This window comes from Pontibacter pudoricolor (assembly GCF_010092985.1).
Taxonomy (GTDB): Bacteria; Bacteroidota; Bacteroidia; order Cytophagales; family Hymenobacteraceae; genus Pontibacter; species Pontibacter pudoricolor.
Map to the genome: position 1 here is coordinate 2457276 of NZ_CP048106.1, position 12420 is coordinate 2469695.

Below are 12420 nucleotides of genomic sequence, written 5' to 3' on the forward strand. Positions count from 1 at the left end.
ATATACTTAAGAATTTGCTTGGGTTGATTTTTCTGACTTGATTCTTTCGAGCTCTGCCAGTGTGTTATCATAAAACTGATTGGCACTACGCATAAACTCACTTTCAGGATACTGGTCTGCAAAGCTCTGGTAAAAATCTACTACTTCGTAGTAACGCTCTTCCTGCTTTGACGGCACACTCTCCTTTGCGTACTCGTACTGCGACTCTATCTTCATATACGCCGCTTCTTCAGCATAAGGCGAAGACGGATATTCTTTAATGAAGTTATCAAGCGCCACTACTGCTGCTTTATAGTAGCGGATCTTATAATATAGTTTCGCGCTGTCGAATGCTTTCCTGTCTAATTTAATGCTCAGATTTTCCAGTATCTGGTTTGCCTCTTCGGTGTATTCACTCTCCGGGTAGCGGATCATAAATTCCTGCACTGACTCCATAGCAATTAATGTGCTTGCCTGGTCCTGCTCGTAGTCCGGCGACTGGTTATACGATGACTTTACCTGCATGAACATGGCCTTTTCAGCTTTCGGGCTACGCGGGTAAGTTGTATAGAAGTTACGGAAATATGTTTCGCTAAGCAGGTAGTTGCCTAACTCAAAGTTGGAGCTTGCCTGGTAAAACAAGGCATCTTCGGCCTGTTCGGTACCTGTCAGTAAAGGGGCAACAGCATCCAGCAACTCACTTGCACGGTAGTAATCGCCTTTTTCGTAATATTTTACAGCGGCGGCATACTTTTGCTGTACATCGTTGCTTTTCAGTAGCTTCTGATAATTACTACAGCTGGCAGCCGTAAGCAACAGGGCCAAAAGCACAACGATATGGGAAAGTCTTTTCTTCATGAACGGGCAAAATTATACAATATCCATATGATTTACAACTATGAATCGGGCCAACTTAAATAAACCTGCATCAGGTTGGATATAGTTTTTTCAAACCTCTGCTTAGTTTTGGTTCAGCTTATTTTTTAGCAGGCCTTTCGCGTTTCTTTTGCTGTTTTGTCTGCTTTTTGGTTTTAGATTTACTTTTTGCTGCCGGCTTTGGAGCTACAGCTGCTCTTGGGGCAAATACCTGCGGCTTGGTTGGCCGCAATTCCTGGTACCAGGTAAAGCCTTCCAGTTGTTTTTCTGCATCGTTCAGCTCATGCGGTGGTATAAAACTGGCATCCGGATTTACCAGAAACGAGATTCTTTCCAGTTTATTTTCTGCAAACTTTAATACCATGTCACTGCAGATGGTTTTATTCATACCGGTAAGTGTCGTATCACCTTCCAGCGCAAAATAAATACTTTCTCCGTTTCCGTTCACATTAACACGTTTCAGGTCGCCGTCTGTAAAATACGCTACCATATTGCGCCCTTTCACCTGGTTATAGTTCTTCAGCGTGTCTTCGGAGGCCATAAACGCATTGCTGTACATGTACATGCGATCGATGGTCTTGTTGCGGAGGTAAATATGAATGGTGTCCGAAACCAACTGGTTGTTTTCGCTCCAGAGCACCGGCTTCACGTTCATATGCATCACTGAGTCGGTACGGTTAAAGCTCAGCGAGTCGCATTTACCCTGCAGGTCATTCTTAAATATCTTTACATTATTATAGGCGAACAGCATACTTTTTGTACCCGGCCCCTGCGCTTCCTTAGATATCAGCGAATCAGCAGAAAGGTATAAGGTATCGTTTTTCATGATGCTCTCCATCACCGGGCTACCCGAAACTTTTGCCACACCACGGTCGCGCCAGTAGCGCCCTACCTGGCCCCGTATCGTAACATCATCTTTCAGCGACCTCAGCGAGACATTTTTCCGGGCTATTCCATATCCTGTGTTCTGGTCATAGTATAGTTCGTCGCCGCCTAACCTGTACTCAGGGGTAAGAATGTAAGCGTTTTTACCGAAGTTAGAGACCTTGGTAAGCGTGTTATAGTTACCTTCTTCGGCATACAAATCTCCGCGTTGCCCTTTAATTACCGTCGGCCCGAGAAAGTACACGATCTTACTATGGGTGTTGTAGCGCATGTTCTCGGCAGTAATCTTATAGTCTGCGGTAGTAACTTTAACGTTCTGCTGAAAGGTAAATTCTTTGGTGTTGGTGTTATAAGAGCCACGGCGGCTTTCCAGTCGGTTCTCCGGGTCTATAATAATACCGCCTTCGGTATAGACAGCCGTTTTGGTATTCAGGTTATAGTCCAGGCTTGGCGTGGTAAGGTTCATGCGTGGGTCCTGCATCACAACGTTACCCGTCATTTGGGCAGTGCGTTTTGTGCCATCATAGGTGGCATGGTCACCGGTTATGGTCAGGGTATCGCCCTGCGTAATACGCACATTGCTAAAAGCTTCCAGCACCTGTGTGTTTCCACCGTACTGGTATACTGAGTCGGCAGACAAGTAAGTATCGCGTTGCTTAAAGCGTACATTCCCGATCAGTTTGTCTACCCGGCGCCCGTTTATTAAGGTTCCGACAAGGTTATCAGCTCCTATCAGCTCCACCTTGCCATTCTGCTGCTGATTTGCAGGCTGCTGGCGTGCGGGAGTTTGCTGTTGCCTTACCGGTTGCTGCTTTACCGGCGGTTGTTTTGGTGTCCCCGGTGCACGCTTCAGCGGCTGTTGCCCGAAAACTGTCAGCGCCAGGAAGGTAAAGACAATAGAAAACAGTAATTTTGTGTACTTCATTTAATTCCTTGACAAAGGATTAAGGACGTTTTGACAAAGGACCTTTTCTTTTGTCCATAGTCTAACAGTCTTTTGTCTATTTTATACTTCAAAATTAGGAAAAATTTACCAGCCGCTGCTTATGCTACAGAAAGTTTCAGGTTTTATACAATCTCATACGCTTTGCCAGCCAGAGAGTAGAATATTAGCAGCCGTAAGCGGCGGAATAGACTCTGTGGTACTCTGCGAAGTGTTGCACAAATTAAAATACGACTTTGCCATAGCCCACTGTAATTTCGGGTTACGTGCCGAAGACGCAGAAGCAGACCAGGTATTCGTTAAAAAGCTGGCCAAGAAATACGACGTGCCTTTCTTTACCGAAAACTTTAACACGAAAGCTTTTGCAGAACAGGAAAAGCTTTCGATACAGATGGCCGCCCGCACGCTGCGTTACCAGTGGTTTGAGCAGGTGCGTCAGCAGGAAGGTTACGATTATATTGCCACCGCCCACCATAGCAACGATACAACCGAAACCATATTGCTGCACCTGACCAAAGGAACCGGCATTGCTGGCCTGCACGGCATTCCGCCTAAAAACGGCCACATCATCCGCCCGATGCTCTCGGTTACGAAAGACGATATTTTTGAGCTGGTAACGGAACGCAAACTTATCTGGCGCGAGGATGTCTCGAATGAAACGACCAAGTACCAGCGCAACAAGATCCGCCACGAGGTTATTCCTATCCTGAAGGAGATAAACCCGAGCCTGGAAGAAACCATGCAGCACACCGCTGAGCGTGTAAGCCATGCCGAAACTATAGTTGCTGCCTATATCGACAACCTGCGCGAGCAAAGTGTAAAAGAGGCCGAGAATGCCTGGTATATTTCACTGGTTCCGCTACAGAACGCCACTGGTCTGCCGGTTGTGCTGCACGAACTACTCCGCCCGTTCAACTATAGTTATGGTGTTGTGCTGGAGTTAGTGGAGGCTTTAGAAGGTATTTCAGGGAAGCAATTCGATTCGCCGACGCATACGCTGGTAAAGGACCGCGACCAGCTGGTAATAACACCCCGCAACCTGAGCAGTTTCGGAAGTATACTTATAAATGAAGGCGACACCACTATAGATGCCGGTAATTTTACCTTTAACATTAAGTATGTAGATGCTGCCAACTATAAACTGAACACCAAACCCTTTGTAGCGGCACTGGATGCGGAGCAACTCAGATTTCCGCTAAAGCTGCGTGGCTGGCAGGAAGGCGACTGGTTTGTGCCCCTGGGCATGAACGGCAAGAAAAAGATCAGCGATTTCCTGATAGACAAAAAAGTACCGGCCAACCTTAAATCCCAAACCCTAGTATTAGTATCCGACCAGTCTATAGCCTGGATCGTGAACCAGCGCCTGGATAACCGTTTTAAGGTAACTGACAAAACCGAAAAAGTGGTAGAGATCAGCCTGCAGGCAAAGCCTGCGAATTCCTGACGAAGGATACTTTGACAAAGGACAGTGGACTAATTGTCGGGATAAAATCTTTTGTCTTATGTCACCCAGTCTTTTGTCCGAAAACCAAAGGTTTTAATAATAGATTTTTCTAATTTTACCGGAAGTAACCGAATTCTCAAACTAACATAAAGTATATCCGATAATGAAAGTAACTGTAGTTGGAGCTGGTAACGTTGGTGCAACATGCGCCGATGTGTTGGCTTACCGCGAAATCGCGAACGAAGTAGTTTTAGTGGATATTAAAGAAGGTTTTGCTGAGGGCAAAGCGCTTGATATCTGGCAGAAAGCCCCTATCAACCTTTACGACACACGCACTGTTGGCGTAACAAACGATTACAGCAAAACTGCTGGTTCTGATGTTGTAGTTATTACATCTGGTTTGCCACGTAAGCCAGGCATGACGCGCGATGACCTGATCTCTACAAACGCAGGCATCGTGCAGTCGGTAACTGAAAATATTGTAAAACACTCTCCGGATGCGATCATCATTGTGGTTTCTAACCCACTTGACGTGATGACCTATGCAGCACACATTACTTCTAAGCTTCCACGCACAAGAGTAATGGGCATGGCCGGTATCCTGGACACTGCCCGTTACAGAGCGTTCCTTGCTGAGGCCCTGAACGTATCTCCAAAAGACATACAGGCGGTATTAATGGGTGGCCACGGTGATACTATGGTTCCGCTTCCGCGTTACACAACTGTTGGCGGTATCCCGGTAACAGAGCTGATTGGCGAAGAAGAACTAAATGCTATAGTTGAGCGCACCAAGAACGGCGGCGGTGAGCTGGTGAAACTGATGGGTACTTCTGCCTGGTATGCGCCTGGTTCAGCAGCTGCTCAGATGGTGGAAGCTATCGTGCGTGACCAGCGTCGTGTGTTCCCTGTTTGCGTGAAGCTGGAAGGTGAGTACGGTATTGATGGCGTTTACTTAGGTGTACCTGTTATCCTGGGCAAGAACGGTATCGAGAAGATCATCGAACTGCAACTGAACGAAGATGAGAAGCAACTGCTTGAAACATCTCGCGGTCACGTGAAAGAAGTAATGGAAGCGCTTGACAACATAAACGCAGCCAAAGCTTAACTATAAAAGTACTTATTGATAAAGAAAGCGCCGCTTCTGAAAAGGAGCGGCGCTTTTGATTTATAGTTTAGGTTAGGATTTTCAGGATTGTTGAATCTATAGGATATAATTGGTCAGTTGCTGATCAGTATTTTGTAGCGGTCTTTTTAATCTTCCTGAAGTACTTCCGGGCAGCTTTATCATCTTCTTTCAGAATAATCAACACGACACCATTCCCGCCACGCTCACCGAAGATTTCTTCTGCACTTTTCCCTTTTAATACATCTACTCTTTCAATCCAGTCAGGATCAATGTCTTTAAAACCATTATCCTCAATTGCATAAAAATCCAAATCATCCTGAATAACATAAAGCGGTTTTACATCCTTGTAGAGAAAAGGACCGGTATAAGCGCCTGTATTCATCTTGCTCATTATCTTCTGTTCTTCAGGATTGCCCTGCGCAGCCGCATTTCCAGAGATGAGAGCCAGTATTAAGGTAGCACTTGGAAGGATGTATTTCATAGAGAGGTTAGTTTATTTAATGATTGAACTATAAGGTAATAAGAAAACAGGATATTGCTCTTGTATTATTATAAACTTGACTGTAAAATTTATAGATGCGTCAGCCCAACCTGGCCTTCCAGGCGGGGACTTTGGCTATAGTTATGGTTTTGGCTATCGTTTTATAGTTTCCGTTGTCTAACCACTCCTGCCCCTCAGCGCTACGCTCGCTACTTTTGAAATCGATTCCCGGTAGTCTAAGGCGGGAGGTTTTAAGAAGGCTGCTGCTATAGGTGAGGTTATCGTTTTATAGTGGCTGTTTTACCCCTTCCCAGCCTTCCCCTAACAACAGGGGAAGGAGCTTTTGGCCTTTGCTATAGTTCAGGCTATCGTTTTATAGTTGATGTTTTACCCCTTCCCAGCCTTCCCCTAACAACAGGGGAAGGAGCTTTCCAACTGTCGCTATAGTTGAGGCTATCGTTTTATAGTTACCGTTTTGACACGCCTATAGTCTCATCAAGTAGTCTCATCAATTGCAGGGCCTATCCTATAAAATTCAACCTATTTAATGCCCTCGCTCGCGTCCCGCGAGTGTGAGTTACCTGCGGACTCTGGCCGCTTTAACCTGTGCCTGAGGCACAAGTGGCGGGACGCCACTAAGTAGCTCACACTCGCGGGACGCGAGCGAGGGCGAATTAGGGAATGAAACGGCCCTGCCCTCAAGGAGACAGTTTCTGCCACTGCTATAGTTGGTGTTATAGTTCTATAATTACAGACCACGAGCAGGACAGGTCGCGACCTGTCCCTACGGAACTATAGCCACGATAAGGCGATGAAACTATAGCTTATCAATCAACTATAAGGTTAACTATCGAACGGATCACAGTCTTTGGGTTGAGCGCCTTTGCTTTGTTGCGGTGCCGCCAGGCAACCCGAGGAACGAGGGTAGCAAGAAAGCAGCAGCGCGATGCCCGAAGACGGGGCCTCCCGGCCATGAGGGCACCAAAGTTAACTATAGAACTATAGGTAAGTAGAGCTCCCAGGATTAAAGAAGGCTATGAAAGAGAAGGCTTGGCTCAGGTTGCAACTATAGCTTACTATAGAACCCAGATTTCTCACGTTGTTCGAAATAACATACTGGGATTTCAGGATTCAAATTTCTCACTACGCTCGAAATGACGAAAGGGAAAACAAAAAGGATTACAACTATAGCTGCAACCCTTTTTAAAAATCTTTTAATCTAGCTTAAACCCTACCGTATGCCGTTCTCTCCACAATACTACGACCTAAGGTAATCTCATCGGTATACTCCAGTTCGCCACCAACCGGTATACCACGCGCTATGGACGTGATCTTCAGGTTTTGGTGGTCGCGCAGTTTACGGGTGAGGTAAAAAGCAGTAGTGTCGCCTTCCATAGTCGGGCTTATTGCCATCAGTACTTCTCTTATTTCAGTAGTAGGCATCAGGCGCTCCAGCAAACTATCTATGTGCAGGTCTGACGGACCAACACCTTCCAGTGGAGAAATCACGCCTCCTAGCACATGATACAACCCTTTGTACTGCGCCGTATTTTCAATCGCGATCACATCACGAATATCACTTACCACACACAGCAAACTACGGTCACGGAGCGGGTTAGCGCAAATACCACACACTTCAGTATCCGAAATGTTATGGCAGGTAGTACAGTGTTTTACTTCGGTTCGCATTTTCACCAGTGCTTCGGCCAACGAGAAAGTATCTTCCGATTCGTTTTTGAGCAGGTGCAATGCTAAGCGAAGGGCCGTTTTTTTTCCTACACCGGGCAGCTTGGCCAGCTCTTCCACAGCATTTTCTATTAGCTTCGACGGAAACTCCATGTACCCTCCTTACTGAATATCCGCAGAAAGCGACTTTTGGTGCAGCGAGGTACACATACCTGACAACTCCTCGTAAGAGCCCATTTTAACGGTACACTTGCCTTTGTAATGAATAAGCAGGGTGCACTGCTCTGCCTGCTCGGCAGTGTGGCCGCAAACTTTTATCAGCGTTTCTATCACGTGGTCAAAAGTATTTACGTCATCATTAAAAACGATAAGCTGGCGCAGGTCGGTATTCTCTTCCAGCACCGCAACATCTTCCTGATGTAAAATTTCTCTCTCAGTATTCATGGTACAAATTTATGTATTTTACAGCACTTTAGGAAGCAGCTATTTAACTATAACACAGCTTTGCTGCTGCCCGAAGTATAGTTTTTAACAATCCAGAGCGGCTTATAATTCCTGCACACAAAACATACTGAACTATAGTTTTTGTAGCGTGCCATGCATAAAAGGCGCTATTTTTGCTCTTTACCCGGAATACTGTTTTCTTGCAGTTAATTACACTTTCAACAACCACCAATTTAATCTATAATGATCTTTTCGAACCGATTGAAAGGGCTGGCATTTACGTTTTTGCTTGCTGTTGCCGCGTTGCAACTACAGGCACAGGACAAAATGCTGACCATGGAAGATGCCATCATTAACCCGGCACTCCAACCAGAAAACCTGCGCCAGCTTAACTGGGTAGCGGGCTCCGACGACTTTACCTATGTAAAAGACAATGCGCTTATCCGTGGCAACGCGAAATCAACCAAGCGCAACACAATTCTTACCGTTGATAAACTGAGTACCGCAATCCAGGCGGCAGGCGGCAAAGAAGTAAAAAGCTTCCCGGCGGTGCAGTGGCAGGACGCGAACACAATGGTGCTAAATCTGCAGGGCAGGATCTATACCTATAACCTGAAAAACGGGAAGGCAACTATAGTTACCACGTATGCTACTGATGCCGAGAATACTGAACTGGACCCAACCAAACAGCGCATAGCCTATACAAAAGGGAACAACCTGTATGTTTCTGCGCCGGGTGCTGCCGATGTAGCAGTTACCAACGAACAGAACGAAGCTATCGTTAACGGACAGGCGGCGCACCGCTCCGAGTTCGGTATAAGCAAAGGCACGTTCTGGTCGCCAACAGGTAAGAACCTAGCATTTTACCGCATGGACCAAACCATGGTTACTGATTACCCACTGGTTGATGTTGCCCCGCTTCCGGCAAAACTGAATAACATTAAATACCCGATGGCCGGCGGCAAGAGCCACCACGTTACGGTGGGCGTTTACAATACCGCTACCAAACAGACCACTTTCCTGAAAACCGGCGAGCCTGCCGAGCAATACCTGACCAACATTACCTGGAGCCCGGACGAAAAACACATCTACATTGCTGTAGTTAACCGCGACCAGAACCACATGAAACTAAACCAGTACGATGCTGCTACCGGGGATTTTGTGAAGACGCTGCTGGAAGAAAAACACGCCAAGTATGTAGAGCCTGAGAAAGATTTATACTTTGTGCCTGGCAAATCAAATCAATTTGTAAGAGTGAGCGAGCGCACCGGTTTCGACCATTTGTACCTGTATGACACAAACGGAAAAGAGATCAGAACCCTGACGAAAGGCGACTGGATGGTGACAGAGATTCTTGGTTTTAGCAAGGATGGCAAGAAATTATACTATAGCGCAACTGCCGAGAACCCATTGGAGCGTCATTTTTATAGTGTAGACCTGAGCAATGGAAAGAGCACACGACTTTCTCAGGGCAGCGGCACGCACAGCGCCAGACTTAGCCCGAATGGCAACTATATCATCGATAGCTATAGCAGCCAGGTAACACCACGTAAGATCTGGGTGATCAACAACAAAGATGGCAAGGTAGCGCAAACACTGCTTACTTCTAAAAACCCTGTTGCTGATTATGCACTTGGTGAAGTTACTATTTTCCCGATTAAAGCGGATGATGGTACTGATCTGTATACCCGCATGATCACGCCCCCAAATTTTGATAAGAATAAGAAATACCCGGTGGTGGTTTACGTGTATGGTGGTCCGCACCTGCAACTGGTAACAAACAGCTGGATGGGCGGTGCTAACCTTTGGATGCAGTTAATGGCGCAGAAAGGCTACATCGTATTTACCTTAGACCCGCGCGGCACTTCAGGTCGTGGCCTGGAGTTTGAGCAGGCAACGTTCCGCCAACTGGGCACTGTTGAGATGGCAGACCAGCTGCGTGGCGTAGATTACCTGAAATCGCTGCCTTATGTTGATGCAAACCGCATGGGCATACACGGCTGGAGCTTCGGTGGTTTTATGACCACTTCCATGATGCTGAAATCGCCGGACACCTTTAAAGTTGGGGTGGCCGGCGGCCCGGTTATCGACTGGAACTACTACGAAATTATGTACACCGAGCGCTACATGGACTCTCCGGAGCAAAACCCGGAAGGCTACAAAAATGCGAACCTGCTGAACCATGTTAAAAACCTGAAAGGCAAACTGCTGATGATACATGGCACAGTGGACGATGTAGTGGTATGGCAGCACAGCCTGGCGTTTATAAAAAAGCGGTGGATGAAGGCGTGTTGCTGGATTACTTCGTGTACCCGGGCCATCCGCATAACGTGATCGGCAAAGACCGCGTGCACCTGATGCGCAAAGTAACGCAGTACCTGGATGATAACCTGAAAGCTACTCCGCAACAATAACAACTATAGAAAAGGCGCTGATGATCTCAGCGCCTTTTTTATTATCTGAATCAGGATTCACAGGATTTTAGGATTAGCAGGATTAGGCTGGACCGGTTATTAAAGGGATTTTTCTGATTGGATATGATTCATGTCGCAAGTTTAGCGGCAGCGTAACTTGTGGTTAAGCTTGGCGCCAGTTTGTAACTGGCTTTCTGCGATAGCAGAAAAACACAGGTTTCAGGAAGCTATAGTTTGAGCAATTTACAGTAAATCTTCAAGTAGAATCTATAGTTCTATAGTTACGGCCATCGCAACTATTGCTTTTCCAAAGCAAAGCCAGTTACAAACTGGCTGCCAAGCACAGCCACAAGTTACGCTACTGCTAAACTTGCGGCATGATATGGCGCTATAGTTACTTGGTAAACTATAGATTTACCTGAAACCCTTAATTACGTACTTTTGCACAACTGTTAACATTTATACATTGTCCCGATGCCTGCACCTTCCGCATCTTTCAAAAAAGCCATTAAACAACTCGGTGATAAGGAGAAAGAAACCTTGCTGCTGAAAGCGGTGCGCCGCGATGCCGAACTATACGATATGTTTGCTTTCGAGCTTGGCGAAGTTACATTGGAGGAACTGCAGGAACGAAGCCAGGATGTGATACATGAGCTTTTGCTGAATGCCACAGGCCGCAGTTTAACCAAAGCACTGGCCAAGGCCCTGCGTAAAGCCCTGAAAGAAATTGCCCGTTTTAAACGTGTAACCAAAGACAAAAAAGCCGAAGTAGAGCTGCATCTGTATGTCCTGGAAATCATCTTCCGGAACTATACAGGCCAGTTCGACAGCTACTACAAAGTTTTCTATACTTCAACAGCCAAGCTACTGCTCAAAACGATTCAGCTTATCCGCAAAAACCTGCATGAAGATTACCACCTGGAGTATAAATCTGACATTGACGATTATTTGCTGCAGATCCGGAACCGCAACAAGCCGCTGCCGATAGAATTGCCGCAGGAGTTTGAGATAGAATAAGACCAGTAATGAAGGGGATTAATCTGATTTGGCAGGATTATTTAGACGCTTAATACGTTGCTTCTTTTTTGTCTGAATCAGGATTTCCAGGATTAAAAGATTTGCAGAATTTTGTACCCACAAGTCGCTGCCTAATGCTGTCATTTCGAACAGCGTGAGAAATCTATTTAAGATATAATCAAGCGTGTTCTGAATAGATCGCTCCTATCGTCGGGATGACAGATCCGGTGTGAGTCTGACGTAAAAGTCTTAATTCGAAAATCAACCTGGACCCCATTAATATGCGGTCCGGATTAATAATCCTGTTAATCTTTTAATCCTGGAAATCCTGATTCAGACAATTACTCTATAGTTTTAACCTGTATCTCTTCCAGATTAATGTCCGATATCTTTTTCAGTTTGCCGGCTTCAAAGGCTCTGTCATAGTTTTCGATCTGGAAACCTTTCTCTTCAGAGGTATAATTCACATAATCCTGGAAAAGGATGCCGCCTACTTTGCGGGGATTCACAGCTTCGCGGAAGCGGGTGCCGCCGCCATCTACTAAAAACGAATAGGCCAGGTAATCCATCGTATAGTTCTTCTGATGAAACCAGTACACATATTCATCTTCGTGGTCTTCGCCGCCGCCTTGCTGGGCAAACGTAACTTTAATTTTATAGTAGGGCTCGCCTTTTATAGTTACTTCTCCCAGGTATTCCTTCTGCACGGCATCATCGTTTAAAAAGTAAGGCAACAGGGCAAAGTAAATCACACCGTTTACAGAATTGCTGTAAGCTTTCACTTTATCGGCAGGCAGCTCAACTTTCTGGTCGTTTATAGTTCGGGTAAAGCCGCTGTTCTGCAGCACATCGTACACACGCTGGCCTGTAGAGTCGGTAAAGGTGCGGCTATACACATAAGCCCCATTATCGCGCAGGGCCCTGTACAAATAATCCCGGAACTTAAAGGTAACTATAGACTTATCAAATTTTTTGCCGCCATGTGTGTCAATGGCTTTATCTACAATTTCCTGGGCAGATGGCGCTTTTGGCTCACATGAGGCTAATAGGAAGAGGGCAAAAACTATAGTTATGGAAGTGTAAAGTAGGCGCATCAGTAGTAATGTGTAGTTTATTTCAAAGATA

The 12420-nt window shown here is 46.0% G+C and carries 11 protein-coding genes; 5 read left to right on the plus strand and 6 right to left on the minus strand.

Features of this window, described 5'->3' with window-relative positions:
• Nucleotides 1–6: 6 nt before the first annotated feature.
• Nucleotides 7–837, minus strand: a complete 831-nt coding sequence (locus tag GSQ66_RS10565; RefSeq protein WP_162427440.1) for an outer membrane protein assembly factor BamD — start codon at nucleotides 835–837, stop codon at nucleotides 7–9.
• A 118-nt stretch (nucleotides 838–955) separates the two neighbouring features.
• Nucleotides 956–2665 (minus strand): OstA-like protein, encoded by a 1710-nt coding sequence (locus GSQ66_RS10570; RefSeq protein ID WP_162427441.1) that lies wholly within the window; start codon nucleotides 2663–2665, stop codon nucleotides 956–958.
• Nucleotides 2666–2786: 121 nt separating this feature from the next.
• On the opposite strand from GSQ66_RS10570, the gene tilS reads away from it, so the two are divergent.
• Together tilS and mdh are read left to right on the plus strand one after the other, a co-directional pair.
• Entirely contained in the window at nucleotides 2787–4127 is a 1341-nt protein-coding gene (gene tilS / locus GSQ66_RS10575; RefSeq protein ID WP_162427442.1) for a tRNA lysidine(34) synthetase TilS, read from the plus strand.
• Nucleotides 4128–4290: 163 nt separating this feature from the next.
• The gene (mdh, locus tag GSQ66_RS10580) at nucleotides 4291–5232 is read left to right on the plus strand and encodes a malate dehydrogenase (RefSeq protein WP_162427443.1); all 942 of its coding nucleotides are present in this window, start codon (nucleotides 4291–4293) and stop codon (nucleotides 5230–5232) included.
• 124 nt (nucleotides 5233–5356) lie between these two features.
• Here mdh and GSQ66_RS10585 read toward each other — a convergent pair whose 3' ends face one another.
• The 3 genes from GSQ66_RS10585 to GSQ66_RS10595 form a co-directional block, all read right to left on the minus strand.
• Nucleotides 5357–5734 carry a hypothetical protein gene (locus GSQ66_RS10585; protein ID WP_162427444.1) on the minus strand — a complete coding sequence of 126 codons (378 nt, stop codon included), beginning with the start codon at nucleotides 5732–5734 and terminating at the stop codon, nucleotides 5357–5359.
• Nucleotides 5735–6958: 1224 nt separating this feature from the next.
• Nucleotides 6959–7573: a recombination mediator RecR gene (gene recR, locus GSQ66_RS10590; RefSeq protein ID WP_162427445.1), complete on the minus strand. Its 615-nt coding sequence runs from the start codon at nucleotides 7571–7573 to the stop codon at nucleotides 6959–6961.
• Between the two features lie 9 nt (nucleotides 7574–7582).
• Nucleotides 7583–7864 (minus strand): ATP-dependent Clp protease adaptor ClpS, encoded by a 282-nt coding sequence (locus GSQ66_RS10595; RefSeq protein WP_162427446.1) that lies wholly within the window; start codon nucleotides 7862–7864, stop codon nucleotides 7583–7585.
• Nucleotides 7865–8107: 243 nt separating this feature from the next.
• Here GSQ66_RS10595 and GSQ66_RS10600 point away from each other — a divergent pair, with 243 nt between their 5' ends.
• From GSQ66_RS10600 to GSQ66_RS10605, 3 genes are all read left to right on the plus strand, one after another.
• On the plus strand, nucleotides 8108–10198 hold the full coding sequence (locus GSQ66_RS10600) for a S9 family peptidase (RefSeq protein WP_202923336.1): 2091 nt from the start codon (nucleotides 8108–8110) through the stop codon (nucleotides 10196–10198).
• Nucleotides 10141–10278, plus strand: a complete 138-nt coding sequence (locus GSQ66_RS18810) for a hypothetical protein (protein ID WP_202923337.1) — start codon at nucleotides 10141–10143, stop codon at nucleotides 10276–10278. The genes GSQ66_RS10600 and GSQ66_RS18810 overlap by 58 nt, the downstream gene beginning before the upstream one ends.
• A 474-nt stretch (nucleotides 10279–10752) precedes the next feature.
• Nucleotides 10753–11295: a hypothetical protein gene (locus GSQ66_RS10605; RefSeq protein WP_162427447.1), complete on the plus strand. Its 543-nt coding sequence runs from the start codon at nucleotides 10753–10755 to the stop codon at nucleotides 11293–11295.
• Nucleotides 11296–11636: 341 nt separating this feature from the next.
• Here the strand turns inward: GSQ66_RS10605 and GSQ66_RS10610 are convergent, their stop codons facing one another.
• Nucleotides 11637–12389, minus strand: coding sequence for a DUF6503 family protein (locus GSQ66_RS10610; protein ID WP_162427448.1), 753 nt, complete (start codon nucleotides 12387–12389; stop codon nucleotides 11637–11639).
• Between the last annotated feature and the right edge of the window lie 31 nt (nucleotides 12390–12420).

Bases quoted from the DNA above. Each gene is read 5' to 3' on its own strand.
- GSQ66_RS10610 (WP_162427448.1), bottom strand. From the start codon at position 12,389: ATGCGCCTACTTTACACTTCCATAACTATAGTTTTTGCCCTCTTCCTA.
- mdh (WP_162427443.1), top strand. From the start codon at position 4,291: ATGAAAGTAACTGTAGTTGGAGCTGGTAACGTTGGTGCAACATGCGCC.
- tilS (WP_162427442.1), top strand. From the start codon at position 2,787: ATGCTACAGAAAGTTTCAGGTTTTATACAATCTCATACGCTTTGCCAG.
- recR (WP_162427445.1), bottom strand. From the start codon at position 7,573: ATGGAGTTTCCGTCGAAGCTAATAGAAAATGCTGTGGAAGAGCTGGCC.
- GSQ66_RS10565 (WP_162427440.1), bottom strand. From the start codon at position 837: ATGAAGAAAAGACTTTCCCATATCGTTGTGCTTTTGGCCCTGTTGCTT.
- GSQ66_RS10605 (WP_162427447.1), top strand. From the start codon at position 10,753: ATGCCTGCACCTTCCGCATCTTTCAAAAAAGCCATTAAACAACTCGGT.
- GSQ66_RS10600 (WP_202923336.1), top strand. From the start codon at position 8,108: ATGATCTTTTCGAACCGATTGAAAGGGCTGGCATTTACGTTTTTGCTT.
- GSQ66_RS10585 (WP_162427444.1), bottom strand. From the start codon at position 5,734: ATGAAATACATCCTTCCAAGTGCTACCTTAATACTGGCTCTCATCTCT.
- GSQ66_RS10595 (WP_162427446.1), bottom strand. From the start codon at position 7,864: ATGAATACTGAGAGAGAAATTTTACATCAGGAAGATGTTGCGGTGCTG.
- GSQ66_RS10570 (WP_162427441.1), bottom strand. From the start codon at position 2,665: ATGAAGTACACAAAATTACTGTTTTCTATTGTCTTTACCTTCCTGGCG.